This is a genomic window from Bradyrhizobium sp. Cp5.3 (assembly GCF_000426265.1).
GTDB classification, from domain to species: Bacteria; Pseudomonadota; Alphaproteobacteria; order Rhizobiales; family Xanthobacteraceae; genus Bradyrhizobium; species Bradyrhizobium neotropicale.
The window spans coordinates 60,323-85,894 of record NZ_AUFA01000008.1 but is presented as its reverse complement, the minus strand read 5'-3'; the positions used below and the strand labels follow the sequence as shown (position 1 = coordinate 85,894).

General features: G+C 62.9%; 22 protein-coding genes and 1 tRNA gene. 15 read left to right on the top strand and 8 right to left on the bottom strand.

The features are described from left to right. The first annotated feature begins 16 nt into the window (after positions 1–16). The 6 genes from K289_RS0112570 (at position 17) to serA (ending at position 5,441) form a co-directional block, all read left to right on the top strand. Positions 17–895, top strand: a complete 879-nt coding sequence (locus tag K289_RS0112570) for an outer membrane protein (RefSeq protein WP_027551834.1) — start codon at positions 17–19, stop codon at positions 893–895. Positions 896–966: 71 nt separating this feature from the next. After that, on the top strand, positions 967–1,557 hold the full coding sequence (locus K289_RS0112565) for a glutathione S-transferase family protein (RefSeq protein ID WP_027551833.1): 591 nt from the start codon (positions 967–969) through the stop codon (positions 1,555–1,557). A 15-nt stretch (positions 1,558–1,572) separates the two neighbouring features. Beyond that, on the top strand, positions 1,573–2,037 hold the full coding sequence (locus tag K289_RS0112560; protein ID WP_027551832.1) for a GNAT family N-acetyltransferase: 465 nt from the start codon (positions 1,573–1,575) through the stop codon (positions 2,035–2,037). 157 nt (positions 2,038–2,194) lie between these two features. Beyond that, a complete protein-coding gene (locus K289_RS0112555) occupies positions 2,195–2,401 on the top strand; it encodes a hypothetical protein (RefSeq protein WP_027551831.1) in 207 nt (68 codons plus the stop codon). A 79-nt stretch (positions 2,402–2,480) separates the two neighbouring features. Further along, positions 2,481–3,653 (top strand): phosphoserine transaminase, encoded by a 1,173-nt coding sequence (locus K289_RS0112550; protein ID WP_027551830.1) that lies wholly within the window; start codon positions 2,481–2,483, stop codon positions 3,651–3,653. Between the two features lie 198 nt (positions 3,654–3,851). After that, complete coding sequence (gene serA, locus K289_RS0112545) at positions 3,852–5,441, top strand: phosphoglycerate dehydrogenase (protein ID WP_027551829.1); 1,590 nt, start codon at positions 3,852–3,854, stop codon at positions 5,439–5,441. Positions 5,442–5,480: 39 nt separating this feature from the next. Here serA and K289_RS0112540 read toward each other — a convergent pair whose 3' ends face one another. The 4 genes from K289_RS0112540 to K289_RS0112525 are packed head-to-tail and all read right to left on the bottom strand — an operon-like array spanning position 5,481 to position 9,942. Continuing rightward, positions 5,481–6,416 (bottom strand): amidohydrolase, encoded by a 936-nt coding sequence (locus K289_RS0112540; protein ID WP_027551828.1) that lies wholly within the window; start codon positions 6,414–6,416, stop codon positions 5,481–5,483. A gap of 12 nt (positions 6,417–6,428) precedes the next feature. Further along, the gene (locus tag K289_RS0112535; RefSeq protein ID WP_035684576.1) at positions 6,429–7,694 is read right to left on the bottom strand and encodes a CaiB/BaiF CoA-transferase family protein; all 1,266 of its coding nucleotides are present in this window, start codon (positions 7,692–7,694) and stop codon (positions 6,429–6,431) included. Continuing rightward, positions 7,691–8,554 carry a CoA ester lyase gene (locus K289_RS0112530; RefSeq protein ID WP_245283902.1) on the bottom strand — a complete coding sequence of 288 codons (864 nt, stop codon included), beginning with the start codon at positions 8,552–8,554 and terminating at the stop codon, positions 7,691–7,693. The genes K289_RS0112535 and K289_RS0112530 overlap by 4 nt, the downstream gene beginning before the upstream one ends. 14 nt (positions 8,555–8,568) lie before the next feature. Then, positions 8,569–9,942 carry a 2-hydroxycarboxylate transporter family protein gene (locus K289_RS0112525; protein ID WP_084788600.1) on the bottom strand — a complete coding sequence of 458 codons (1,374 nt, stop codon included), beginning with the start codon at positions 9,940–9,942 and terminating at the stop codon, positions 8,569–8,571. Between the two features lie 121 nt (positions 9,943–10,063). Here K289_RS0112525 and K289_RS0112520 point away from each other — a divergent pair, with 121 nt between their 5' ends. Beyond that, on the top strand, positions 10,064–10,963 hold the full coding sequence (locus K289_RS0112520) for a LysR family transcriptional regulator (protein ID WP_027551824.1): 900 nt from the start codon (positions 10,064–10,066) through the stop codon (positions 10,961–10,963). A 119-nt stretch (positions 10,964–11,082) separates the two neighbouring features. Continuing rightward, positions 11,083–12,255 carry an acetyl-CoA C-acyltransferase gene (locus K289_RS0112515; protein ID WP_027551823.1) on the top strand — a complete coding sequence of 391 codons (1,173 nt, stop codon included), beginning with the start codon at positions 11,083–11,085 and terminating at the stop codon, positions 12,253–12,255. Between the two features lie 67 nt (positions 12,256–12,322). Here the strand turns inward: K289_RS0112515 and K289_RS0112510 are convergent, their stop codons facing one another. Beyond that, positions 12,323–12,778 (bottom strand): MarR family winged helix-turn-helix transcriptional regulator, encoded by a 456-nt coding sequence (locus tag K289_RS0112510; protein WP_027551822.1) that lies wholly within the window; start codon positions 12,776–12,778, stop codon positions 12,323–12,325. 125 nt (positions 12,779–12,903) lie between these two features. Here K289_RS0112510 and K289_RS0112505 point away from each other — a divergent pair, with 125 nt between their 5' ends. Continuing rightward, entirely contained in the window at positions 12,904–14,112 is a 1,209-nt protein-coding gene (locus K289_RS0112505) for an ABC transporter substrate-binding protein (protein ID WP_051310562.1), read from the top strand. A 15-nt stretch (positions 14,113–14,127) separates the two neighbouring features. Further along, a complete protein-coding gene (locus tag K289_RS0112500; protein WP_027551820.1) occupies positions 14,128–15,306 on the top strand; it encodes a cytochrome P450 in 1,179 nt (392 codons plus the stop codon). Positions 15,307–15,409: 103 nt separating this feature from the next. On the opposite strand, the gene K289_RS0112495 is transcribed toward K289_RS0112500, so the two are convergent. Continuing rightward, positions 15,410–15,631: a hypothetical protein gene (locus K289_RS0112495; protein WP_027551819.1), complete on the bottom strand. Its 222-nt coding sequence runs from the start codon at positions 15,629–15,631 to the stop codon at positions 15,410–15,412. A gap of 115 nt (positions 15,632–15,746) precedes the next feature. Continuing rightward, positions 15,747–19,178 carry a PAS domain-containing protein gene (locus K289_RS0112490; RefSeq protein WP_027551818.1) on the bottom strand — a complete coding sequence of 1,144 codons (3,432 nt, stop codon included), beginning with the start codon at positions 19,176–19,178 and terminating at the stop codon, positions 15,747–15,749. A gap of 357 nt (positions 19,179–19,535) precedes the next feature. Here K289_RS0112490 and K289_RS0112485 point away from each other — a divergent pair, with 357 nt between their 5' ends. The 3 genes from K289_RS0112485 (at position 19,536) to K289_RS0112470 (ending at position 21,606) form a co-directional block, all read left to right on the top strand. Then, positions 19,536–19,919: a phasin family protein gene (locus tag K289_RS0112485; protein ID WP_027551817.1), complete on the top strand. Its 384-nt coding sequence runs from the start codon at positions 19,536–19,538 to the stop codon at positions 19,917–19,919. A gap of 983 nt (positions 19,920–20,902) precedes the next feature. Next, positions 20,903–21,337, top strand: coding sequence for a phasin (locus K289_RS0112475; RefSeq protein WP_027551815.1), 435 nt, complete (start codon positions 20,903–20,905; stop codon positions 21,335–21,337). A gap of 192 nt (positions 21,338–21,529) precedes the next feature. Then, positions 21,530–21,606: transfer RNA gene (locus tag K289_RS0112470), tRNA-His, on the top strand. Between the two features lie 118 nt (positions 21,607–21,724). On the opposite strand, the gene K289_RS0112465 is transcribed toward K289_RS0112470, so the two are convergent. Continuing rightward, on the bottom strand, positions 21,725–22,348 hold the full coding sequence (locus K289_RS0112465; RefSeq protein ID WP_027551814.1) for an ImmA/IrrE family metallo-endopeptidase: 624 nt from the start codon (positions 22,346–22,348) through the stop codon (positions 21,725–21,727). A gap of 225 nt (positions 22,349–22,573) precedes the next feature. Between K289_RS0112465 and K289_RS44290 the strand changes: the two genes are divergently transcribed. Then, entirely contained in the window at positions 22,574–23,689 is a 1,116-nt protein-coding gene (locus K289_RS44290) for a dsDNA nuclease domain-containing protein (protein ID WP_051310561.1), read from the top strand. Further along, positions 23,686–25,377, top strand: coding sequence for a hypothetical protein (locus K289_RS48605; protein WP_051310560.1), 1,692 nt, complete (start codon positions 23,686–23,688; stop codon positions 25,375–25,377). The genes K289_RS44290 and K289_RS48605 overlap by 4 nt, the downstream gene beginning before the upstream one ends. The last annotated feature ends 195 nt before the right edge of the window (positions 25,378–25,572 follow it).

The window sequence follows — 25,572 nt, the reverse complement described above, 5'->3', positions numbered from 1 at the left end:
TCGATGGAGCGTTGCAATGCGTAGGCTTTGGTTGATGGCGGCGATGTTGGCGACTGCGTCCGCTGCGCACGCGGCCGATATGCCGGATCTGCCCATCCTGCGCGGCAGCTTCACCGACGGCCTGTCGAAGGCCTCCCATAACTGGGACGGCTTCTATGTCGGTGGCCAGTTCGGCTTCGCCACGACCGACATCGATTTCAGCCACGCCCCGAAGTCGATGACCGACTTCATGCTTCGCAACAGCGTGCTTCAGGCGCCGGTCGGCGGATGGTCGCTGCTGCCGAAGAACCACGTGCAGTCGACTGGGTTCGGTGCCTATGTGGGCAAGAACTGGCAGATCTATGATGCCGTGATGGGCGTCGAAGCCAATTACAGCTACATGAACAATATATCGAGCACGGCGAGCGACTCCATGGGGCGAATACTCCCAGGCGAAACGGCTCCCACAGGCCATACCTACACCTACGACACCAGGCTTGGTGGCGGTGCTTCGCTGAAGCTCAAGGATTATGCGACTTTCCGCGGCCGGGTCGGCTGGGACGGCGGCGACTTCATGCCGTATGGTTTCGCCGGGTTGGCGATCGGGCGCGCTGAAGTCTCGCGATTTGCGACCGTGACCTGGCAGAAATACGACGACTTCGACGAGGCCGTGATCAGCGGCGGCGTGGTCACGACGGTTCATCGCCATCTGCCCGCCGGTTCAGACACACTGTCCAGCGCCGAGCAGCGCTCCAACGCCTTCATGTACGGATGGACTGCAGGCATCGGCATCGAATACGCGATCTGCGGCAACTTCCTCATTCGCGGGGAATGGGAGCATGTCGGCTTCTCGAACGTGAAGGACATTACTGTCGGCCTGAACAACTTCCGCGTCGGTGCCGGCTACCAGTTCTAGACGCGCCGATGCAGCCGGTTGACAGGGCGGCGGCGTCCTGATGCTCTGTCGCTCCCACACGGGAGGCAGCGATGAAGATCCACGGCGACAGCAATTCCGGAAATTGTCTCAAGGTGAAGTGGGTCTGTGACAGGCTCGCGCTGCCCTATCGCTGGATCGAGATCGACACCCGCAAGGGCGAGACGCGCACGCCGCAGTTCCTGAAGCTGAACGGCGCCGGCCAGGTGCCGGCGATCGAATTCGACGATGGCCGCACGCTGGCGCAGTCCAACGCCATCATCCGCTATCTCGCCCGTGACAGCGCGCTCGTTCCGCGCGATGCGTTCGCTGCGGCCAAGATGGATGAATGGCTGTTCTGGGAGCAGTACAGCCACGAGCCCTATATCGCGGTGTGCCGCTTCCAACTCGTCTATCTCGGCAAGGCTGCCTCCGAGCTCGATCCGGAGAAGGTCAAGCGCGGCCATGCGGCGCTCGACCGCATGGACCAGCATCTTGCAGCGAGCCGCTTCTTCGTTGGGGATGCGATTTCGCTCGCCGACGTCGCACTGCTCGCCTATACGCGCCTCGCGCATGAAGGCGGCTTCGATCTTGCCCGCTTTGCTGCCGTTCGCCGCTGGATCGGCGAGGCCGAGGCCGGTCTCGGTCTTCCGCCGGCGCGCTGATTTGAAGGTTCAGATATGACTACGAAGTCCGTCTCCATCCGCCGCGCGCGCCGCGACGACGTTGCCGCGATCGTGGCGATGCTCGCCGACGATCATCTCGGCCGAGCGCGCGAGCGGCTGGAGGATCCACTGCCCGCGTCCTATTACGAGGCGTTCGAGCGGGTCGATCGCGATCCAAAACTCCAGCTCGTGGTCGCGGAGAGCGAGGGCAGGGTGGTCGGCTGCCTGCAGCTCGCGATCCTGCCTGGCCTGAGCTCACAAGGCGGCGCGCGCGGTCTGCTCGAGGATGTTCGCGTTGCTTCCGATTGTCGCAGCCGCGGCATCGGCGAGCGGTTGGTGCAATGGGCGGTGGCGGAGGCGAAGGCGAAAGGCTGCAATCTGGTCGAGCTGCTGACGCATGCGAGCCGTGTCGATGCGCAACGCTTCTACAAGCGGCTCGGATTCACGGCGAGTCATGTGGGCATGACTGTCCGCTTTTGAACCAGCTCGGCGTCGCCGTTGCGTCGCCTGCAAAATCGGATTGCGCATCCGTTCATATTGAGAGCTGATTAACTACCGAGCCGTCGTTCACGTTTGCTCTGGGACGAACGGTGCTAGGTAGCGTCTGACACCGGGCTCGGTAAGTTCGGGGATTTCGATGACGAGCTATTCTCTGATCAAGGTCGGCAACGACTACGTCGTCCAGGCCGGCGACAAATGCATTTTGAAAGTGAGCAGCCGACGCCGGGCCGCGCAGTTGATCAGCGAGGCAACGGATTTGCTGAATGCGCTGGCCGCAGTCGAATCACCGGAAGCTGCACCGGAATCGCCATCACTCCGCCGTGAGGCGCCCGAACTTCCTTGACGATTCTACCCGTTTCCCGTATGAGCCGCGGCGGGACACCTCCCCCCAACGGGAGGCTTACTATCTGGAAGGGTAGATCATGACTGTAGCGAAGCCCGCTTCGCGGCCGAACGTGCCGCATTTCTCCTCCGGCCCCTGCGCCAAGCGCCCCGGCTGGAACGCCCAAAATCTCAAGGACGCAGCTCTCGGCCGCTCGCATCGCGCGAAGATCGGCAAGACCAAGCTCAAGCTCGCGATCGATCTGACGCGCGAGGTGCTCGAGGTGCCCGCCGATTATCGCATCGGCATCGTGCCCGCCTCCGATACCGGCGCGGTCGAGATGGCGCTGTGGTCGCTGCTCGGTGCGCGGCCCGTCACCACGCTCGCCTGGGAATCCTTCGGCGAGGGCTGGGTCAGCGACATCGTCAAGGAATTGAAGCTCAAGGACCTCACCAAGCTCAACGCGGCCTACGGTGAAATCCCCGATCTCTCCAAGGTCGATCCGAAGAGCGACATCGTCTTCACCTGGAACGGCACCACCTCGGGCGTGCGCGTGCCGAACGCCGACTGGATCAGCGCGAGCCGTGAAGGCCTGACCATCTGCGACGCGACGTCCGCTGCGTTTGCGCAGCCGCTCGACTGGGCCAAGCTCGACGTCGTCACCTTCTCCTGGCAGAAGGCGCTCGGCGGCGAGGCCGCGCACGGCATGCTGATCCTGTCGCCCCGCGCCGTGGAGCGGCTCGAGACCTACAAGCCGGCCTGGCCGCTGCCGAAGATCTTCCGCATGACCAAGGGCGGCAAGATCAACGAAGGCATCTTCGTCGGCGAGACCATCAACACGCCCTCGATGCTCTGCGTCGAGGACTATCTCGACGCGCTGAACTGGGCGAAGTCGATCGGCGGCCTGAAGGCGCTGATCGCGCGCGCCGACGCCAACACCAAGGTGCTCGCCGACTGGAAGGCGAAGACGCCCTGGATCGATTTTCTGGCGAAGGACGCCTCGATCCGCTCCAACACGTCGGTGTGCCTGAAGTTCACCGATCCCGCGATCACCTCGCTTCCCGCCGACGCGCAGGCCGAATTCTGCAAGAAGCTCGTCGCCCTGGTCGAGAAGGAAGGCGCGGGCTTCGACTTCGCGTATTACCGCGATGCGCCGGCAGGCCTGCGCATCTGGTGCGGCGCCACGGTCGAGGCCAAGGACGTCGAGCTGCTGACCCAGTGGATCGACTGGGCGTTCGCCGAGACCAAGGCCGCGCTCGCGAAAGCGGCTTGATCTTTCTTTCTTAGCCCCTCCCCGTTCTTGCGGGGAGAGGCCGGATCGCGCAGCGATCCGGGTGAGGGGCTCTCTCCGCGAGCACCTTGCCTGTGGCTGCCCCTCACCCCGTAAGAACGGGGAGAGGAAGAGAAACAGCATCAACCTACTCCCGTCGAAGGCCGCCCTCGTTTCAGGGGAAGGTAGAGGATCATTCAGATGACCAAACCCAAAGTTCTCATTTCCGACGCGCTCTCTCCCGCCGCCGTGCAGATCTTCAAGGATCGCGGTGTCGAGGTCGACTTCCAACCCAATCTCGGCAAGGACAAGGACAAGCTGGCCGAGATCATCGGCAACTATGACGGCCTTGCGATCCGCTCCGCGACGAAAGCGACCGCCAAGATCATCGAGAAGGCGACGAAGCTGAAGGTGATCGGCCGCGCCGGCATCGGCGTCGACAATGTCGAGATTCCCGCCGCCACGGCAAAGGGCATCATCGTGATGAATACGCCGTTCGGCAATTCGATCACGACCGCCGAGCACGCCATCACCCTGATGCTGGCGCTGGCGCGCGAAATTCCGCAGGCCGATATCTCGACGCAGTCCGGCAAATGGGAGAAGAACCGCTTCATGGGCGTCGAGATCACCGGCAAGGTGCTCGGCGTGGTCGGCTGCGGCAACATCGGCTCGATCGTCGCCGACCGCGCGCTCGGCCTGCGCATGAAGGTCGTCGCCTACGATCCGTTCCTGTCGCCGGAGCGCGCCAAGGACATCGGCGTCGAGAAGGTCGAACTCGACGACCTCTTGAGGCGCGCCGATTTCATCACGCTGCACACCCCGCTCACGGAGAAGACCAGGAACATCATCGACGCGGCCGCGATCGCCAAGATGAAGAAGGGCGTGCGCCTCATCAACTGCGCGCGCGGCGGCCTGGTCGACGAGCAGGCGGTGGTCGATGCGCTGAATTCCAAGCACATCGCAGGCGCCGCCTTCGACGTCTTCGTCGAGGAGCCCGCCACCTCGAACGTGCTGTTCGGCCATCCCAACGTGATCTGCACACCGCATCTCGGCGCCTCCACCACGGAGGCACAGGAGAACGTCGCGCTCCAGGTCGCCGAGCAGATGTCGGATTATCTGCTCTCCGGCGCGATCTCGAACGCCGTCAACTTCCCCTCGATCACGGCGGAGGAAGCGCCGAAGCTGAAGCCGTTCATCGCGCTCGCCGAGAAGCTCGGCTCCTTCGCCGGCCAGCTCACCGAGACCGGCATCCTCAAGGTGCAGATCACCTATGAGGGCCATGTCGCCGAGATGAAGATCAAGGCGATCACCTCCGCGGTGCTGTCGGGCCTGCTGCGGCCGATGCTGGGCGAGGTCAACGTCGTCTCCGCGCCCGTCGTCGCCAAGGAGCGCGGCATGGTGGTCGACGAGATCGTGCGCGCCGCGCAGAGCGACTATGAGAGCCTGATCACCGTCACGGTCGCGACCGAACGCCAGGAGCGTTCGGTCTCCGGCACGGTCTATCACGACGGCAAGCCGCGCCTCGTCGACATCAAGGGCATCCGCGTCGACGCCGAGTTCGGCAAGTCGATGATCTATGTCACCAACGAGGACAAGCCGGGCTTCATCGGCAGCTTCGCGGGCCTCCTGGGCGACGCCAAGATCAACATCGCGACCTTCCATCTCGGCCGTGTCGAGCAGGGCGGCGACGCCATCGCGCTCGTCGAGGTCGACGGCGCGGTGCCGGCGGACGTGCTCGCCAAGGTGCAGGCGCTGCCGCAGGTCAAGCAGGTCAAGGCGCTGACGTTCTAAGGCCCATAGGCAGAATGCGCTGGCGCTACTCCGGTAGCGTCAGCGATCGAAGCCATAAAGCCGGGTCGGATTGTCGACCAGGATTGCGTCGCGGGTCTTTTCATTGCCGGCCCACGCCGCGAGCAGTTCGAACAGCTCTGCGTCATCAGGTTTGTGCTTCTCGGTGACATGGGGCCAGTCGCTGCCCCAGACCAGGCGATCGGGCGCAACCTTGACGAAGGCCTGCGCGATTCGCGTCGCGTCGGCATAGGGCGGGCCCTGCTCGGTGTTGAGATAAGCACCGGCGAGCTTTACCCAGGCGCGGCCCTTACCTGCGAGATCGGCGATGACGCGGAAAGCCGGATGTTCCGGCCCCTGTTTCGGCGGAAGCCGCCCCATGTGGTCGAACACGATCGGGCAGGGCAGGCGGCCGAGCATTGCCGACGTCTCGACGATCTGATCGCCTGACATGTGAAGCTGGACGTGCCAGCCAAGATCGGCGCTGCGCTTGGACAGCGGCTCGATCATGTCGATTGTGGTCACTGTGTCGCCCGGATTCCAAACGCTGAAGCGAAGTCCGCGGATTCCGCCGGCATCGAGCCGTTTCAGCTCCGCATCAGTCACGTCGGGATGACAGACCCCGACGCCCCGTCCGTTCTTGCCGAGCCGACTGAGCGCATCGAGGATGCAGGCATGGTCGGTGCGGTGATATTTCGGCTGCACCGGAACCGCGCGCGTCGTGCCGATGCGGCGCTGATGCAGCACATAGTCATCGAAGGTCGAGCCTGCCGGCTTGGCACTTTCCGGTGTCGGAAAGCGGGGATCGATGATGTGGAAATGCGCGTCGCAGGCATTCGCCGGCGCTTTTGTCTTCGGAGCCTCGGTGCCGGATGAATTGGGGATCGTTTCGGCTGCCGCATGACGCGACTGAGCAAGTCCTGCGGCCGTTGCGGTGGCTGCCGCGACGAATGTCCTTCGCGTCATCTGGTGCAGCATCGAGACCCTCCGTTACACGCTCGAATGGCGTTTCGCCGGCGCGGCGTTGTTCGAGGCTTCGCAGACCACGTTGGCCTCGCGCAGTGCCGCGTAGCCGTCGTCGCCAATGCCGATTTCGTTGAGCAGCTCGCGATTGTGCTGGCCGAGTGCCGGGGCGGGCGTCCGGATCGTGCCTGGCGTCTGCGACAGCCGCGGCACCACGTGGTGCATCGGGAGCTGCCCCATGTCCGGGTCCGGATAGTCGGCGATCAGCTCGCGGGCGATGACGTGCGAATCGGCCATGATCTGCGGGGTGTCGTAGATCGGGCCGATCGTGACCTCGGCTTGCTCGAAGAAGGCGACGTTCTCGGCCTGCGTCCGCGCGCCGATGAACTCGCCGATGATGGCGTCCAGCTCGTCGGCATGCCGCAGGCGGTCGGCGTTGGTGCGGAAGCGCGGGTCGTCGACCAACTCGGGGCGGCCGATGGCGCGGAACAGCCGCTCTGCCATCTTCTGGATCGATCCGGACAGGCTGACATAGTGTCCATCGCTGCACCGATAGGCGTTGCGCGGGGCAGAATTGGTGGAGCGGCTGCCGGTGCGCGGCTTGACCTTGCCGGTGAGCCGATAGTTCGCGGCCTGCGGGCTGAGGATTGCGAACAGCGGATCGAGCAGCGACAGATCGACGACCTGGCCGCGGCCGTCCTTCATCTCGACCTCGCGGAGCGCGATCATCGCGGCGGAGGCGCCATAGACGCCGGCGACGCCGTCGGCAAGATACATCGGGGGCAACACCGGTTCGCGGTCGGCAAAACCGTTGATCGCGGCAAATCCCGACACGCCCTCGATCACGGTGCCGAAGCCAGGACGCTGCGCGTAGGGACCGTCCTGCCCCCAGCCGGAAATCCGGATGATGACCAGGGACGGATTGAGCGCCAGCAGCGCCTCCGGCGACAATCCCATCTTTTCCAGAACGCCGGGGCGAAAGCTCTCGATGAAGATCTGGGTCGACGGCACCAGTTTCCGGATGATGTCGATCGCGCGCGGATCGCGCAGCGATAGGCACAGGCTCTTCTTGTTGCGCGAATAGACCTTCCAGTGGGTCTCGATGCCCTCGGTTTTCCAGGCGCGCAGCGTGTCGCCCTCGGGCGGCTCGACCTTGATCACCTCGGCGCCGAAGTCGCCGAGGATCTGGGTCAGCACGTTGCCGGCGAACAGCCGCGACAGGTCGAGGATACGGACACCATCCAGCGTGCCGCTGCGGCCGGGCTCATAATCGCGGGCGTGCAATTGGCTCATGGCGTGGCCTCGGTCGAGATTGTGTCGGCCAGCGACACGACGGCGCGAGCGCGTTCGACGAATGGCTTGTCGATCATATGGCCGTCGACCAGATAGGCACCGATGCCCCGCGCATCGGCTCCCGCAGCGGCGGCCACGACCTTGCGCGCCCACGCGATCTCGGCCGCATCGGGCATGAATGTCTCGTTGGCGATCGCGATCTGGCTCGGATGGATGCAGCTCTTGCCGGCAAAGCCGTGGTTTCGTGCCGCCAGGCATTCGGCGCGGTAGCCGTCGGTGTCCTTGACTGCGGCAAAGGCGCCGTCATAGGCGGCGATACCGGCCTCGGCGGCAGCGAAGCGTACCGCAAGGCGGATATGAGCGAGTGCGTCGCGGTCGGACCTGATGATGCCGCAGGGTTCGAGCAGATCGGCATAGCCGATCTGAAGCCCCATCACGCGCGGATGCGAGCTGGCCAGTTCGGCGGCATTGCGCAGGCCCTTGGGTGTCTCGACGTTGAGCAGCACGCCGACCCGTCGCGACGAGGTCTCCAGCATTTCGATTCGCGCGATCGCCTGGAGCACCGCATCCGCGTCCTCGGCCATCGGCAGGTTGATGATATCGACCACGGCTCCGGCCAGGGCTTCGATGTCGGCGTTGAATTCGGCGGTGCCGAACGCGTTCACCCGGACCACGATGGATTTACGGGTTGCCGGCAGCCCGCGCAGGAATTTGGCGAGCAGCGCACGCGCCTGCGACTTCTGGCCTGGAGCGACCGCGTCCTCGAGATCGAACGACAGCGCGTCGGCGGCTGAGTTCAGCGCCTTGTCGAACAGTTCGGGCCGCGAGGCCGGAACGAACAGCTTGCTTCGCATCAGCATGCCCTTCCCTCCGCTCAGATGACCTTGAAGTGGGCCATCGCGATGATCGCGAGCGTCACCGTGATCGCGCCGCCGATCCGGGTCGCGACCTGCGCGAACGGCATCAGTTCCATTCGTTCGGCAGCGGTCAGGATCATGACGTCGCCGGTGCCGCCAAGACCGCTGTGGCAGGCGTTCACGATCGCAGTCTCGATCGGATACATCCTTAGCAGGCGGCCGACATAGAATCCTGTCGCCGTCAGCGTCACGACGGTCGCGATGATGGTCACCAGATTCGCCGGGTGGAACGCTTCGACCAGTTCATGCCACGGCGTCAGCGCCACTGCGGTGGAGAACAGCAGCGGATAGGTCACCGCGGTGACGAAGAAGCGGAACACGACGCGGGCGCCTTCCTCCAGCGAGGCCGGCACCGCCTTGAGCAGCTTGACGAGCACGACCAGGAACAGCATGGCGACCGGAGCCGGCAGACCGATCAGGCTGTGGATCAGCGTGCCGAAAACGTAGATGGCGATGCCGCTGATGCCTCCGGCCGCAACGGTTGCGACATCGACGCTGGTGACGCCGGCATGCGCGTGGTCGCGGACGGCGTCCGCCGCAACGTCGGCGCCCGGCTGGAGCTGGCCGTCGCCGGTGAGATCCGGCCGCCGCTTGCCCAGCGAGTTCAGTGCTCCGCAGCAGATGATGGCGACGAGGTTGCCGAAGAACACCAGCGGCAGGATCTGACCGAGCATGGCGCCCTGGTTGAGGCCCAGCGCCTCCGCATAGCCGACCGAAAGCGGGATCGCGCCTTCGCCGACGCCGCCCGCCATCACGGGGACGACGACGTGGAGAATCGAGCGCCAGAAGCCGATCCCGCACAGCCAGCCGACCGCACCACCAACGCCAAGCGCGAGGATCGAGCCGCTCACCAGCGGAATGAAGATCTTGACGAAACCCTGGATCAGCACGCGCCGATCCATGCTCAGGATCGAGCCGACGACGACGGCGGTGATGAAGAGATAGATGAAGTTGGTGGACTTGGTGAATGTCGTCACCTGCTGCACCAGCGGCGCCGGCAGCAGCTGATGCGCGACCAGGAACGACGGCAGGAAGATCGTCACCAGCGAGGAACCGCCGATTACGTTCAGGATCGGGATCCGCCGCCCGATCTCGGCGCAGGTGAAGCCGCCAGCGACGAGTACGGCGATCATCACCGTGACCTCGCCGGAAATCTTACCCTTGAAGGAGAAAGCCGCGATCAGGCCGAGCAGGAGCAGATAGACCGGCAGAGGGATGATGCCGACCCTGATCTCCATCAATCGCTGCAGGATATTGGCGGCGGATGTCTCGGCCGTGGGCGCGCGCTCCGTGACCGGGTTCATGGGGCCGGCCACCGCATTGGTCGTCATCGTTCCTCCCGAAATTCCAAATAGGTGCGGCCGGTTGCGTATCCTTCCGTCGGAAGCGATCTTGCGGGAGGCTCCAGCCTGCGTAAAATGCATTAATCGCAATTTTTCATGAGAAATTGGCATGAAGATCCCGATCGACGGCGTCCAGGCCTTCGTCCATGTCGCCGAGCTCGGCAGCTTCAACCGGGCGGCGGATCATCTCTTCATCACCCAGACCGCATTGACGCGCCGCATTCAGCGGCTGGAGGCCTTCGTCGGGCTCCGTCTGATCGACCGCACCACGCGCTCGACGGCGTTGAGCCCGATGGGGAAGGATTTCCTGCCGCTGGCGCGCCGCATCGTCGATGACCTCGTCCATGGCCTCGACCGGCTGCGCACGACATCGCGCCTCGGGGTTGGCGACGTCACCCTGGCGACGCTCCAGTCGGTCGCGTTCCGGCAGTTGCCGCTTGCACTGCGCATGTACGCCAGGAAGTATCCGCACAATCGCATTCAGCTGCTCGAGCGGTCCGGTGCGCTCGTCACCGATGCGGTGCGCGAGGGCCAGGCCGACTTCGGCATCCACATCCAGCAGGAGGCCAACCCCGATCTCTCCGAGGAGATGCTGATGCGCGATCCCTTTGTTCTGGTCTGCAGCCGCGCGCATCCGGCCTCGAAGCTGAAGCGGGTGGCATGGTCGAACCTGGCGGGCATCGACCTCATCACGCTCGGCGGCGCCAGCGGCAACCGCCGCATCGTCGAGACGCAGCTCGTCAAGGCAGGGCTGCAGACGCGAGGCCGCTTCGTGGTCGAGAGCACGCCGAGTGCGATCGCGTTGGCGCGGGAGAATGTCGGTGCGGCAATCCTCCCCGCAGCTATGAACGCGACCACGGTCGCGACCGGCCTGGTCGAGGTGCCGCTGCTCGATCCGGTCCTGTACCGCACGATCGCCCTGGTGCGGCGGCGCAACGAGACGCTGGCGCCCGCTGCCAGCGCACTCTACGGAATTATCAAGACACGGCTGTCGAGCGGAAGGCGATGATATCGGGCCGTTCCGCTTGCCGGAAAATCGGGCGAAAACGATTTCTGTTGCCTTGGCCGGATATCTGTACGAAGAGCGTCTGAAGAGCCACAATCGACGATCCGAAAAGGGAGAAACCAATGCGTGAAGCCGTCATCGTTTCCTATGCGCGCACGGGCCTGGCGAAGTCCGCCCGCGGCGGGTTCAACATCACGCCGCCGATGTCTCTCGCGGCCCACGCCATCCAGCACGCGGTCGATCGCGCCGGCGTCGACAAGGACTATGTCGAGGACTGCTATCTCGGCAATTGCGCCCACGGCGCGCCGAACATCGGCCGTCAGGCCGCGCTGCTCGCGGGCCTGCCGAAGACCACCGCCGGCGTGTCGGTGAACCGCTTCTGCTCGTCAGGGCTCCAGACCATCGCGATGGCCGCCAACTCGATCCGCTCCGACGGCGCCGACTGCATCGTCGCCGGCGGCGTCGAGAGCATCTCGATCCCCGGCGGCGGCTCGCCGAAGGAATCGATCGATCCGGAGCTCTTGAAGGTCGCGCCCGACATCTTCATGGCGATGATCGACACCGCCGACATCGTCGCCGAGCGCTACAAGCTCAGCCGCGAATATCAGGACGAGTTCTCGCTGGAATCGCAGCGCCGCATGGCCGCGGCGCAGCAGGCGAACAAGTTCAAGGACGAGATCGTCCCGATGAAGACCAGGATGAAGGTCGTCGACAAGCAGACCAAGGCCGAGAGCATCGTCGACTACGTCGTCGATCGCGACGAGTGCAACCGGCCCGAGACCACGCTGGAAGGCCTCGCCAAGCTCGAGCCGGTGAAGGGTCCGGGCAAGTTCGTCACCGCCGGCAATGCCAGCCAGCTCTCCGACGGCGCCGCCGCCGTGGTGCTGATGGAGGCCAAGGACGCCGAGAAGCGCGGCCTCAAGCCGCTCGGCCGCTTCGTCGCCTGGGCGACCGCCGGCTGCGAGCCTGACGAGATGGGCATCGGTCCCGTGTTCGCGATCCCGAAGCTGCTCAAGCGCACCGGCCTGAAGATCGACGACATCGATCTCTGGGAGCTGAACGAAGCCTTCGCCAGCCAGTGCCTGTATTGCCGCGACAAGCTCGGCATCGATCCCGCCAAGTACAACGTCAATGGCGGCTCGATCGCGATCGGCCATCCCTTCGGCATGACCGGCGCACGCCTGACCGGCCACCTGCTGCAGGAAGGAGCGCGCCGCAAGGCCAAGTGGGGCGTCGTGACGATGTGCATCGGCGGCGGCCAGGGCGGCGCCGGCCTGTTCGAAATCTATAGCTGATCAAAGCGCGCTAATGAGAAAAGGCACGGTGCCGCAAAGCGCCGTGCCTTTTTGTTTGAGCGCTGCATCAGAATGGGCTGACCCGATTTAGCAGCTCGATCAAGGTTGATCGTTCGGCCTCACTGAGGGGAGCAAGCATTCGGCGGTTATAGGGCGCCGTAAGCCTGACGGCATCCCTCATCAATTTCTCGCCTTTCGATGTCAAAGTGATCTCTGTGGCGCGCCGGTCGATTTTTGACCGGCTTCGCTTCACCAGACCGGCATGTTCGAGCTGGTGCAGGATTTTGGTCAGATTCGGCAGGTGAAGTCGCAAAAGGGTCGCGACGCTACTGGGAACGATCCCCGGGTTGTCCCGCACCAGCATGAGGATGGCATAGGTCGCAGGCGTCAGTCCGAGTTCAGCGAAGGTATCGTAGAAGCCGTCAAAGAACTTCAACTGGATCAATCGGATCACGAAGCCGGGGGTGCCGCGAAGGGCAGCTAGATCGAGCTGCTTCTCTGCCGCCATTGTTGCGATTGCCATTGGCTCCCCTGGGTCATCTTCGTTTCGCATCTATCACGACGCATGCCGAATTGACACCGCCAAGCTACTTATAAAATATAAGTATTATGCGGCTGAGACCGCAATGGTAGCTGGGAGGAGTATCCATGAAGGTGGCAAGCCTATTGGCGACGTGCATCTGCTCACTCGCGCTTGGTTGCGGGTCGGCCGATGCGCAGGAACGGGTAAAGCTCGGCGTCCTCAACGACCAGTCCGGGGCTTTTGCGAGCTACCAGGGCATCGGGTCGGTCATCGCGGCACAAATGGCTGTCGAGGATTATGGCGGAAAGGCTGGCGGCAAGCAGGTCGAAGTCGTCAGCGCAGATCACCAGAACAAGACCGATGCCGGCGTCAACATCGCACGTCGCTGGTATGAGAATGAGGGCGTCGATGCAATCTTCGACGTTCCCAACTCGGCGATTGCGCTGGCGGTCGCGGGAATGAGCGCCGAAAAAAACAAGGTGTTCGTCGGATCGGGCGCCGGCACGGCGCTCCTGACGGGGGAAAAGTGCACACCGAATACGGTTCACTGGACTTACGACACCTACGCTTACGGTCGCGGGCTCGGCAAGGCTGTCGTCGAGCAGGGCGGCAAGAAGTGGTTCTTCATCACGGCCGATTATGCCTTCGGCCACGATCTGGAGAAGCAAGCGGCCGAAGCGGTCAAGGCATCCGGCGGACAGGTCCTTGGAGCTGTCCGTCATGCTCTCGGGACGGCGGACTTCGCCTCGTTCCTGTTGCAGGCACAGGCTTCCGGCGCCGACATCATTGGCATTGCCAACGCCGGCGATGACACGATCACCTCGATGAAGCAGGCCGCCGAGTTCGGCCTGACCAGGGATCACAAGCTGGTCGGCCTGATTCTGGGCATGAACGGCATTCCGTCCCTTGGGCTGCAATTCGCTCAAGGCGCCCAGATCATGAATCCGTTCTACTGGGACCTCAACGATGGCACGCGGTCGTTCGCCAAGCGCTTCTCGGAGCACATCCCGTCCAAGGCCTACCCCAACGACATGCAGGCCGGCGTTTACGCCTCCGTCATTCACTATCTGAAGGCTGTCGACAAGGTCGGTAGCGCGAAAGACGGCAAAGCGGTCGTCGCGGCCATGAAGGAGCTTCCGACGGATGATCCGTTGTTCGGCAAAGGCTTCATTCGCAGGGACGGACGCAAGATCCATCCGCTCTATCTCCTCCAGGTCAAATCGCCCGACCAATCGAAGTCCAGTTGGGACCTCCTGAAGGTCGTCGGGACCATCAAGGGCGAAGATGCCTTCAGACCCGAGAGCGAGGGCAATTGCCCTCTCAGCAAACAGTAGGTGGAGGGAACCGGCATGAGCCAGTTTGCCTCCACCCGGATCGATCCGTTCGCTGACGACGTGCTGACGGATCCGTATCCGGTCTACCATGCGTTCCGCGAATTAGGGCCGGTATTCAGGATCGAGCAGTACGACATCTGGGCGATGGCGCGGTATGAACAGGTCGAATCCGCTCTCAAGGATTGGCGAACCTTCATTAGCGGGGAGGGCGTCGGCCTGAAGGGGATGAACCCGGCGCTGCCCCGGCCGATGACGTTGCAGATCGACCCACCTGATCACGAGAAGGGACGTCGGGTGCTCGCCCGGACCATGTCACCGGGCGTCGCGAAAAAGCTGCGCGAGACCTTCCAGAGGGAAGCCGAGAAGAAAATCTGCGAGCTCGTCGAGCGCGGTACCTTCGACGCGATGACGGATCTCGCCATGGCGTATCCGATGAAGGTCTTCCCCGATGCCATCGGCGTCTCGGAGGAGGGACGCGAGAACCTGCTTGCCTGGAGCACGTTCGTCTTCAACAGCTTCGGGCCAGAGAACCACATCCTCGCCAGATCTCGTGACCCGGGCCTCGCCGCGCAGAAGTGGATCATGGACCGTTGCGCGCGTAGCGAGCTCAGGCCCGATGGTATTGGCATGATGATCTACCAAGCTGCGGATGCCGGGGAGATCACGGAACACGAAGCCACGCATCTGGTCCGGCCGTTCCTGACCGCGGGAGTCGACACGACGATCAATGGTCTCGGGAATACGCTTCTTGCGCTTGCCAGTCATCCAGTGCAGTTCGAAAGGCTGCGCGAACGGCCCGAACTCGCCCGCAACGCCTTCGAGGAAGGGCTGCGCTATGACTCGCCTGTGCAAACTTTCTTTCGTACCACCTCGCGCGAGGTGGAAATAGCCGGCGATACCATCCCGGCAAACCGCAAAGTGCTGATCTTCATGGCTTCCGCCAACCGTGATCCGGCGCGTTGGCAGGAGCCCGACCGGTTCGATGTGGAGCGACCCGCAGCGGGGCATGTGGGGTTTGGTTCGGGCATCCACGCCTGCGTGGGGCAGATGATCGCGCGCCTGGAAGGTGAGTTGGTTCTCACCGAACTTGCCAAGCGCGCGAAATCGATCGAACTCATCGCCGAGCCGGAGCGGATGCTCAACAACTCTCTTCGGGGTCTCAAAAGCATGCCGGTCCGTGTGACGGCTGCTTGACCTCTCCGCTGATGACGGTGGGCGACCCTTGCGAGATCTCAATCTCCGCTATGGGGCACGAGCAAGGGCGTACCCGCCGCACGTGATCTGGACGTGCAAGAGCCTAATACCGCGCGGCAGGCTGCTTGGTCTTCGAGGGCGCCATGCCGGTGGTTTGCCCAGTCGTCTCCTTCTTCATGTGCTTCGCATGCTTCATGTGCGTCGCGTGCTTGGACGTGTGCTTGGCGACGCCGGGTGACGCCTCTGGCGCGGGCTGCGTCTGGGCCATTGCGCTGCCAACCGCAAGCGCAAGAGCGCATATCGTTGTGAAAATGAGCTTCTTCATGCTTGTCTCCAGGGGATGGGAAACAATCGCATAAACTGGAGAACCGCCAAACAGTTCCAATCGCGGGCAACGCGCACCTCCCGCGTGGCAGCAATCAACCTGGTCTGATCACGCCTTACGCCCGCGCCAGCGCCTGCGCGAACACCACCTCGATCAGCGTGCCGGAATTGGCCGCGCTCTTGATGTTGAACTGGGCGCGGTTGGCTTCGACGAGCGCCTTGGTCAAGGACAGGCTGAGCGCCGAATTGTCCGACGCGTCGCCCGGCGGCGGCGTGCGGAACGGCTCCATCGCGGCCGCGACCTCCTTCTCGGACAGGCCATGGCCGGTGTCGCGGATGCGAAGGGCAACCTCGCCGCGATCGTTCAGCGCGGTCGAGACGATGACCTGGCCGCCGGCGCTCGCAAGCCGGATCGAGTTGGTGATCAGGTTCATGGTGATCTGCCGCATCGCGCGCGCATCCGCCATGACCTGCGGCAGCGCGTGCGCGAGCGAGGTGCGGATGATGATGCGCTCGCGGTTGGCCTGCGGCTGCATCACCGTGACGCAGGCTTCGACGAGATCGTTGAGGTGGAGGTTGGCGAAGTTGAGGTCGAGCTTGCCGGTCTCGATGCGCGAGAGCTCGAGCAGATCGTCGATGATCGCGATCACGCGCTCGCCGGAGGCGCGGATGTCCTTCATGTATTCGCCGTAGCGCTCGTTGCCGAGCGTGCCGAAGCGTTCAGAGATCATCACCTCGGCAAAGCCGATGATCGCGTTCAGCGGCGTGCGGATCTCGTGGCTGATCCGCGCCAGCATGTCGGCCTTGGCGCTGGCCGCGCCATTGGCGAGCCGCTGCGCCTGCTTCAATTCGCTCTCGCCCTTCTTGCTCTGCGAGAGATCACGGAACACGGCGAAGAAGTTCGGGCCGTCGGGCCTCGTGCGGCCCATGATCATGGCGAGCGGAAGGACGCCGCCCTTCTTCTCGCGGCCCAGCACCTCGCGGCCGTGGTCGAGCAGGCTCGATATGTCCTGGCTCCTGAGGCTTTCGAGATAGTCGGTCACGACGCGCTGACTCTCGGGCGCGAACAGGGTCAGCAGATTCTGCTGCAGCAGCGTCTCGCCGTCATAGCCGAACAGCGCTTCGGCGCTGCGGTTGCAGGCGTGGATGTTGCCTTCGGCATCGAACATGATGATGCCTTCGGCTGTCGTGTCGAGGATCGCCGCAAGATCCTCGGCGTCCGCGTCGCCGGCCTCGATTTCAGGCCCGGGCTCATCGGGGATCATCACCACGGGCTCGGCGACGGCGGGCGCGGCAGCAACAGGCGCGGCCTGCGGCAGCGCGCAGATCAGCGCATGCGCGGTGTCGCCGTCCCAGGCGATCGTGTGCAGATGCGCCTCGGTGGCCGCTAGCGGCTCGTCGCCATCGGCGACGCTCGCGCTGATCGTCACCGGCGTGCCGGCTTGCGACGTGCTGCTCGCCGCGGAGACGCCCACCTCGATGTAGAGCGCATCCAGCCCGCCGGCATTCTCCAGCGCGCTCAGATCGGCATAGCCGATGCGCGCGAGAAAGGCGGGGTTGGCGTAGAGCAGGCGGTCGAGGCGATAGATCAGGACGCCTGATGGCAACAGGTCGAGCAGCGTGCGGTCGCGCGCGCTGTCGCCGCGCGCCGGCGGCTCGGGCTCGGTCAGCCATCCGGCCGGCAGGCGCGGTGGCTCCGCCTCAGGCGGCGGCTCGGCGGCGGTCTCGCTCGTCAGTGGCTCGGACGATGCGCCCGCAATGGTCTCTCGCTCTCGCTCGAGCCGCTCCGACAATTGCCGGGCGAGCTCGTTGAACGCGCTGTTCTCGACAGGCGTGAGCGTCGGCGATCTCGCATCGCCGTGCGGGCGGAACGGCACAACGTTGGGAGGCGTTTCCACTGGCGTGTCCACGGATTTTTCCAAATCGGTTGGGTGTGAATTCGCGTCGGTTGCTGGTTCAGGCAGTTCGGCTTTGTTCAGTTCGGCTTTGTTCAAATCGTCTTGGGGTAGTTCGTCTTGAGGCAATTCCTCTTGGGGCAGTTCGGCTTCGAGCGGTTCAGGCTCGGACGGTTCAGGCCCGGCCGAGGCCAGCTCATCCGGAGCAGGCGGCGCCTCCGGTTCGGGCTCAGGCGCGACGATGTCGGCGGAGAGGCGCTGCGGCGTCGGCGGCTCGGTGAACAGCTCGAACCGGCGCAGTGCATCGAGCCGGTTGAGACCGTCCAGATCGCGGCACACGCCAAAGCCCTTGAAGCCCGCGAAATTGCGCGCGCGGTCATGGACCGGCAGGCCGGCGAGCTCGACTGGCAGGTGCTGGTCGCCATCGACCGGCCAGTTCACGGTGATCCCGGCCCAGGTGTCGCGGCTCGCCAGCGCCTGCGCGACGTGCCCGTCCGGATCGAGCGAAAACTCCTCCGCGATCTCGTGCCAGGGCCGGCCGAAGCCGGCTGCCGTATGCGCGCCGATCAGGCGGATGAACTCGTCGGAGCCGAGCGCGAAGCGCCCCTGCGCATCCATCTGCCACAGGAAGCGCAGCGGGTGATGGCGCGGTGCGGGCGGCTCCGCATGTCGTGACGGCGGCTCGACCATGCCAGCCGTGATCGGCTCGGCTTGGGGCGAGACAATGGCTTGCTTGAGGATTTCAACCGGAGATTTGATTGCAGCCTGGGTCGGCTCCGGCTCGCTCAGCGCGGGAGCAGGCAGCTGATCCGGCTCGGCAAACGCATCGAACAGCGCGAATTCGGCAGGGGCCTCGTTCGACAACGCCGGTTGCTCACAGTCCGGCACTGCGGCCGCAGATGCGGGCGGCGCGGCCTCGGGTTCAGGCTGTGCGGAGTCCTGGTGCGCGATATCCTGGACGACCTCAGGCGCGACCTCGTCCGCCTCGGGCTCCGCCGTCCGGACGAAAGGCGCGATCAGCGCAACGAGGCCGACATCGGCACCCACGCCGACCCTGTACAGCACCATGTGGCCGATGCCGGTCGTCGTCTCGACATGGCCCTGCCGCAGCGCCTCGCTGCGGGCTTCATCGAGGCCGGCCTCGCCGAGATCGCGAAAGCCGAGCAGGGGGCGGGCGGCCTCGCTCGCGCCGATGAACAGGCCGTCGGGCGTGAACGCGGCCATCGGCACATGGACGCCTTCGACCAGTCGCTGCAGGCGTTCCACCAGCGGCATGCCGCGGCCGGTCGGGTCCATCGCGGTGACGAGCACGCCGTGGCTGCCGTCGGGAAATTCGAGCCGCGCGCAGGCGCAGGTCATGAGGACGCCGAGCGGGGCGCCGAAGCCGCGCAGCCGCTCGAGCCGGACCGCGCCGCTCGCGGCGAGTTGGCGCGCGAGGCGGGCGACCTGGCGGCGATGTGGGTCCGCGGGCCCGAACGCCTTTGCCACAAGCGTTGCGGCATTGGGCGCACCGAACAGCCTTGCGCCGACCGGATTGGCCCAGAGCACCCGCGTTCCATCGATCGACCAGAGCCACGCGGGCAGCGGAGAGGTCGCATGCACGGCCAGCCGCGGATCACCGACGCCTCGCAACTGGAAATCCGACCTACTCATCCAACCGGCTGCTTCTCAAGCTCTCACGCGTCTCCCACGTGTCTCTCACGTGTCTTGGGCGTCGGGGGCTGCCGGAATGGCAGCCTTAAGAAAGGGTTAGTATCGCCCGCGGGCGCGGGCAGGTCCACGGCCGCAGGGCCGAAGGGGCGCCCCAAAGCCGCGATAACCTTAATCCGGATGAACCCGCAAGGGCGCGTCTGCGTTAGCCCCCTGAGATTCGCGAGGGCCGGGCCGCCGCGTCACACCGGCAATACCCAGCGCTGCTAGTCTCACTGTGGGCACGTCAGGGACGGCCCGGGGCGCGTCGGGGACGGCCGCAAAAGGCCGAAAAAAACCAACAAGACAGGAGTGGTAGGGATGACCCAGCAGGCGCATGAACGTTTTGAGATTCCGCCGGAGATGCGATCCATGGCGGAAACCGGCTTCAAGCAGGCGCGCGAGACATTCGAGAAACTGCTCGCCGGCGCCGAGGCCGCGGCCGGCTCGTTCGAGGAGCGCGGTGCGACCATGCGCGCCGGCGCCAAGGACGTCGGCACGAGGGCGATCGCCTTCGCCGCGACCAATGTGGAGGCCTCCCTCGACTACGCCCAGTCGCTGGTCCACGCCAAGGACCTCTCCGAGGTGATGCGGCTGCACGGTGAATATGTGCAGGCCCAGATGCGCGCCCTCGCCGAGCAGGCCAGCGAGATCGGTCAGGCCGTCAGCCGCGCCGCGATCGACGCGACCAAGCCGAAGCACTAGGGCCCCTCCGTCATTCCGGGGCGCGCCACTTGGCGCGAGCCCGGAATCCATTCATCCACCTGCTCCGCGGCCCGATGGATTCCGGGCTCCCTCGTTTGCGCTCGGGCCTCGGAATGACGGAATGAACCGTCGCGCCTCCAGGGCACAGCCGCGCCGCGAACGACGCGACCAGGCCGAAGCACTAGGGCCCCTCCGTCATTCCGGGGCGCGCCCCTTGGCGCGAGCCCGGAATCCATTCATCCACCTGCTCCGCGGCCCGATGGATTCCGGGCTCCCTCGCTTGCGCTCGGGCCCCGGAATGACGGAATGAACCGTCGCGCCTCCAGGTCACAGCCGCGCCGCGAACGACGCGACCAAGCCGAAGCATTAGAGCCCTCCGTCATTCCGGGGCGCGCCCCTTGGCGCGAGCCCGGAATCCATCCACCTGCTCCGCGGCCCGATGGATTCCGGGCTCCCTCGTTTGCGCTCGGGCCCCGAAATGACGGAATTGAACCGTCGCGCCTCCAGGTCACAGCCGCGCCGCGAACGACGCGACCAAGCCGAAGCACTAGGGCCCCTCCGTCATTCCGGGGCGCGCCCCTTGGCGCGAGCCCGGAATCCATTCATCCGCCTGCTCCGTGGCCCGATGGATTCCGGGCTCCCTCGCTTGCGCTCGGGCCCCGGAATGACGGAATTGACCGTCGCGCTTCCAGGTCACCGCCGCGCCGCGATCGACGCGACCAAACACAAGCACTGAGGGCATCGAGATACCGCAACCATGGGTTCCCCCGGCCAGGATCTGCATCCCGGCCGGGTTAAATTTTCGCGGCGCACCTCTGATCACATTGCGTTGCACAATGTTGACATGATAGCCGTGAAGAATGCTTGGCGCTGGGCGAGCCATCTCTCGTTTGAAGCGTTAGCAGTTTTCGTACCCGCCGACTTGGCCGGCGGGCGCGCCAGACGGCTCACTCGATTTTGCAACTTAATCGTGAGGGACAATCATGACAGGTGCGACTGATCCATTCTCTGCCTCGATCATTCCGTTCGAGGTTCCGGAGCAGATGCGGGCGTTCGCCGAGAAGGGCGTTTCGCAGGCCCGCGAAAGCTACGCCAAGTTCAAGGACGCGGCCGAAAGCCAGAACGGCGCCATCGAGGCCGTGTTCACCACCGCCAGCAAGGGCGCGAGCGAATACACCGCCAAGCTGATGGAGTTCATGAAGGCCAACACCAGCGCCCATCTGGACTTCGCCCAGGAGCTGCTCGGCAGCAAGTCGCCGACGGAGGCGATGGAGCTGTGGACCGGCCATACCCGCAAGCAGTTCGAGACCCTCCAGGCCCAGGCCAAGGAGCTCCTCGAGATCGGCCAGCGCGTCGCCACCGAGACCGCCGAGCCGATCAAGGCCAGCGCCGCCAAGTTCGGCAAGCCCGCTGCCTGACCGATTTGGCCCGTTCAAATTAAGAGAAACCCGGGCCCAGCGGCCCGGGTTTTGTTTTGGAAATAACGTCGTTTAAGGGGTAATTCGAGGGGATTGCGGCCTTGCCAAAAACGGCCGTTGCACCTAGTTTCCGCCCCGTCCAGCCCCTTGGCCTCGGCCTGCTCAAGGCCCCTAAAGGCGGCTCGCAAGGATGCAGTTGTAGCTCAGTTGGTTAGAGCGCCTGTCTGTGGAACAGGAGGTCGGTGGTTCGAGCCCACCCAACTGTACCAATGATTTCAATCGGTTAGTATGGAGCGCGCTTTGTTCGCCCCGTTTGGGCAGCGGATTTTGTAGCGATGCGCGCACGTGGGGTCCGCAGCGAGTACGGAGAAAAAGTAGAAATCGTAGCTAGGAGTCGTCGCCAAGATCGGTCCGGACAGGGTGTCCACGACGCTTCGCTTCCTTCAGGTAGTCAATTATTGATTGCGGTAGCGGCCGACCCGCACGTTGTCTGCGGCTTCGCAACTCATCCACTTCATTCTTTCGAAGAGCTGCGGCTTGGTGGCTTAGTCCGAACGTCGACATGATGTCTTCGACCGATGCGCCCTCTGGGATCAGGTGTTCGGGGGCGAGAATAATTGGCGCCAACCGGCGGGCTTCGTCCTCCTGCTTGACGATGCGCGGGATCGACACCTCCGCGAGGGACTTCTCTGCCCTTCGGTTCAGAAATCCTTTGTGCCTAAGCAGGTAATGGGACAGCTCATGCGCGACCGTCATTCTCGCGCGAGGCTCGCCGCGTTGCATGGCGACGAATACGCTCTCGCGCATGCTGAGTTCGAAATCGTCTGAATACCAATGCGCTTCTGCGTCCGGCATCTCGGCGTCTGGCACTCGCCGATATCTGAAATTGGACACCTCGCGCTTGATCTTCGAGATCAGCGTCATCATGTCCGGCCGAACCTGATGTTCGAGCCCAAGCCTTTTCAGGAACCCACGGGCAATCGCTTCAAGATCATCATTGGTTTTATACATTGGATGCTGCTCGCGCTGAGACAGGATACACTCTCCCTTGTAGGAGGTGGCTGTTCCAAGTACAAAATCAAGCGTTTTTGCGAATTTTTATAGGTCAAGTACGCTGTCTTATCGTTGCCGTCTCGTGCAACGTTAGGAGCGACATTATGCCGAAGGCTTAGTCGCGAGCTGCTCGCAGTGGTTGTCTCGTGGCTTCGTCACGCTAAAGTGCCGTGGGGGGAATGCATGGCATTTGCGGACAAGCTCGTTCAAACGCCACGACGTGAGAAATCCGGCGAGACTGGCTATGAGCGGTACGACTATCAGGCCATCTGGGGACTCGTCCTGATCTTCGAGAGCCACAGCGAACTCGACGATTACGCGGTCGCCTTTGAGTTTCACGATGACATCGTGCGGTTGAACAGCAGTTCAACGCCTACGCGAGCTCGGTTTTACCAGGTCAAGACCAAGGTCAAAGGCCATTGGACGCTCACAGACCTGAGCTCTAGAAAAAAATCGAAGGACGGAGCCTCGTTGCTTCCATCCTACATCGGGAAGATGCACGACAACTACGAGCTCTTCCCCGACGAAACCGAAAGGCTGAGCTTCGTTTCCAATCTGCCCTGTGAATTCATGGACGCCTCCGCCACAATCTGCTGCTTTGCCGATTGTGATGCGGAAGCTTTCAGGAAGTTCTTGGCGAAGCTCAAGCATGAACGTCCGGCAGCGACGCAAGAAACTGCGAAGCTAATGCATTTTGTCAGAGCCGACCTGAGCCTGCATGATGCCTCTGCGCACGTGAAGGGCTTGATGCAAGACTTTATAACAAGCCAGCTGGGCACCATAAGCTACAGTCCCGACACACTTTATAAGGCCATCATCGAGGACTGCCGGACGAAATCAAAGTTCACCGGTTCAATCGATACGTTCGATGACCTGATTAAGCACAAAGCGATCACCAAGAGCCATGTAAATAGTTGGCTGGCACAGATCACCAACAACGATGCCGTACCGAGTTGGTCAGACTTCGCAAACGATCTGACATTCTCGGCGATCGAAAAAGCTAGCATTGCTAAGGAGTGGCGCCTCTATAGAGCGCTCGCACTAGGCGCCGGCAACGAGGCAATAAATCGTGTCCGCACGCGTGTTCGCGTGGAACTGCGGAAGATCCCCAATTCTTCTCTCGCACTGACGCCGTTGACCGATCATTTGTTTGGCGCAATCTGGAGCTTCGCAAAAGCTACAATATCTAATCTGACGCCGAGCCGTGCAAAGGCAATGATCATTTATGAGGTGATGACCTATGACCCGTCAGGAGATGTACAAAAAGCTGATAAGGGCTCTGCGGACGCGAAGTCATGAAAAACTTGCAATTAAGAAGGTTGCTTCTGTTGTCCGAGCGCGAGAAGGCGGCCCGGCTAATGACGTTCGATCCACGCAGGACAGTGGTCTTAGGAGACAATGACACTGGTAAGTCGTGCCTGATCAAATCAATCTATGCTGCCTTTGGTGCTGACTCTGCCAAGATTAATCCGACTTGGAAGGATGCTGCAGTCGATACACTGGTCGAGTTCACCGTAGATGGCACGCCCTACAGCCTATTGAGATCGGGCAACACCTTTGGGCTTTTTGACGGCGACGGTGCAGCGATTTGGGTAGGTAGCAACGTAACAACGGGGATTGGTCCGCAGATCGCTAAGTTGCTCGATTTCGGTCTTACGCTGGCTGATCGAAAGGGCGAGCTGCAGATCCCTCCTCCCGCGTACTTGTTCCTACCATTCTATGTCGATCAAGACGTCAGTTGGGTAGACAATTGGAGTTCGTTCTCCAACCTCCTGATGTTTGCTGGCTATCGGAAGGATGTCGCGAATTTTCACGCTGGCCTACGGCCGAACGCGTACTATCAAGCCAAGGCATCAAAAGCCTCGGCCGACAAGGCCAGAGAAGAGTTCAAGATCGAACGTCGCGCATTGGATCGGGCAGGCACGCGGCTGCGCGCTAATCGTAAGCGTCTCCATTTCGATCTTTCTCCCGACCGGTTCGTTGATCAGATTGATGCTCTCGTTGCGGAGTGCCGGTCGCTGCAGTCCGCGCAAGACAAAGTGCAGCGTTCGCTTTCGGAGTTCAATTCCAAGAGAGCAATACTTGTAGAGCAGAGCGTGATAGCTGAAAGCGCTTTGGCCGATCTCAGCGCAGATTATGAATTTTTGCGGCGCGAAACCGAAGACGAGATCATATGTCCGACATGTGGGACCGTTCACTCTAACGATTTTGCCAACAAGTTCAGTTTGATTTCGGATGTCGACACGTGTCGCGCGTTCCTCATTGATGTTCGGAGTGACATCAATGCGGTAGATGCCGAGATTGCTGCTGCAAAAGAGCAAATAGGGCACTTTTCAGCCTCGATGGAGCGCATCAATGGAATTCTTGATGAGCAGCGGGGTGATCTGAAGCTACGAGATCTCATTGAAGGCGAAAGTGAGAAGCTGATGGATGAGACCATTGCCTCAGAGCAGAAGGAGATTGACTCGCAAATTGGCGCGCAAGACATGAAGTCCGACGAGGCGGCGCAAATCATGAAGTCGCTGGATGACAAGAAGCGGCAGGGCGAGATTAAGGGTTTCTACTTGCGGCAAATGAACTCCTTCGTTCAGCAACTTCACGTCCCAAATCTGTCGGAAGACAGTTACAAGGCGATCGACTGTCATATTCGTGAGACGGGCAGCGATTTGCCACGGGGGCTTCTCGCCTACTACTACGCGTTCATCCACACGATGAAGAGGTTTTCTACATCTGCATTTTGTCCGATCGTGGTTGACTCGCCCGTGCAGCAGGATCAGGACGCTGCAAATGCGACGCGTATGATCGATTTTTGTCTCGGTGAAATTCCAGAAGGCTCTCAGTTAATTCTTGGTACAGTGAGTCTTCACGGCGCGAAATATGATGGGCACATCATAGAGACTGACACGAAGAACAAGCTTCTTAAGACTACGTTGTTCGATGAGGTGAGTGATCTCATGCGGCCCTTCTATACCAAGCTCCTTCAATGAATTGTGGCAGTTACGGTGACAGTCCAGGACTGTCACCGTAATTCAGCAGGAAGGCGGCGGCCGGCATCACCAGCAGTTTGAGCGCGCACATGACGACGATGCCGAGCTTGTCGCCCTTGACCTCGAACCGGAACAGATTGATGCCGAGCGCGATCAGCGCTGCCGGCGATCCCGCCTGCGCGGTGGCGGTGTTAT

What these genes read in the sequence shown, in the direction of transcription:
- K289_RS0112520 (WP_027551824.1), top strand. Translation starts at nt 10,064, where the DNA reads ATGAAGATCCCGATCGACGGCGTCCAGGCCTTCGTCCATGTCGCCGAG.
- K289_RS0112510 (WP_027551822.1), bottom strand. Translation starts at nt 12,778, where the DNA reads ATGGCAATCGCAACAATGGCGGCAGAGAAGCAGCTCGATCTAGCTGCC.
- K289_RS48605 (WP_051310560.1), top strand. Translation starts at nt 23,686, where the DNA reads ATGAAAAACTTGCAATTAAGAAGGTTGCTTCTGTTGTCCGAGCGCGAG.
- K289_RS0112535 (WP_035684576.1), bottom strand. Translation starts at nt 7,694, where the DNA reads ATGAGCCAATTGCACGCCCGCGATTATGAGCCCGGCCGCAGCGGCACG.
- K289_RS0112555 (WP_027551831.1), top strand. Translation starts at nt 2,195, where the DNA reads ATGACGAGCTATTCTCTGATCAAGGTCGGCAACGACTACGTCGTCCAG.
- K289_RS0112490 (WP_027551818.1), bottom strand. Translation starts at nt 19,178, where the DNA reads ATGAGTAGGTCGGATTTCCAGTTGCGAGGCGTCGGTGATCCGCGGCTG.
- K289_RS0112485 (WP_027551817.1), top strand. Translation starts at nt 19,536, where the DNA reads ATGACCCAGCAGGCGCATGAACGTTTTGAGATTCCGCCGGAGATGCGA.
- K289_RS0112515 (WP_027551823.1), top strand. Translation starts at nt 11,083, where the DNA reads ATGCGTGAAGCCGTCATCGTTTCCTATGCGCGCACGGGCCTGGCGAAG.
- K289_RS0112565 (WP_027551833.1), top strand. Translation starts at nt 967, where the DNA reads ATGAAGATCCACGGCGACAGCAATTCCGGAAATTGTCTCAAGGTGAAG.
- K289_RS0112465 (WP_027551814.1), bottom strand. Translation starts at nt 22,348, where the DNA reads ATGTATAAAACCAATGATGATCTTGAAGCGATTGCCCGTGGGTTCCTG.
- K289_RS0112525 (WP_084788600.1), bottom strand. Translation starts at nt 9,942, where the DNA reads ATGACGACCAATGCGGTGGCCGGCCCCATGAACCCGGTCACGGAGCGC.
- K289_RS0112495 (WP_027551819.1), bottom strand. Translation starts at nt 15,631, where the DNA reads ATGAAGAAGCTCATTTTCACAACGATATGCGCTCTTGCGCTTGCGGTT.
- K289_RS0112550 (WP_027551830.1), top strand. Translation starts at nt 2,481, where the DNA reads ATGACTGTAGCGAAGCCCGCTTCGCGGCCGAACGTGCCGCATTTCTCC.
- K289_RS0112505 (WP_051310562.1), top strand. Translation starts at nt 12,904, where the DNA reads ATGAAGGTGGCAAGCCTATTGGCGACGTGCATCTGCTCACTCGCGCTT.
- K289_RS0112530 (WP_245283902.1), bottom strand. Translation starts at nt 8,554, where the DNA reads ATGCTGATGCGAAGCAAGCTGTTCGTTCCGGCCTCGCGGCCCGAACTG.
- K289_RS0112560 (WP_027551832.1), top strand. Translation starts at nt 1,573, where the DNA reads ATGACTACGAAGTCCGTCTCCATCCGCCGCGCGCGCCGCGACGACGTT.
- K289_RS0112500 (WP_027551820.1), top strand. Translation starts at nt 14,128, where the DNA reads ATGAGCCAGTTTGCCTCCACCCGGATCGATCCGTTCGCTGACGACGTG.
- K289_RS0112540 (WP_027551828.1), bottom strand. Translation starts at nt 6,416, where the DNA reads ATGCTGCACCAGATGACGCGAAGGACATTCGTCGCGGCAGCCACCGCA.
- K289_RS44290 (WP_051310561.1), top strand. Translation starts at nt 22,574, where the DNA reads ATGGCATTTGCGGACAAGCTCGTTCAAACGCCACGACGTGAGAAATCC.
- serA (WP_027551829.1), top strand. Translation starts at nt 3,852, where the DNA reads ATGACCAAACCCAAAGTTCTCATTTCCGACGCGCTCTCTCCCGCCGCC.
- K289_RS0112570 (WP_027551834.1), top strand. Translation starts at nt 17, where the DNA reads ATGCGTAGGCTTTGGTTGATGGCGGCGATGTTGGCGACTGCGTCCGCT.
- K289_RS0112475 (WP_027551815.1), top strand. Translation starts at nt 20,903, where the DNA reads ATGACAGGTGCGACTGATCCATTCTCTGCCTCGATCATTCCGTTCGAG.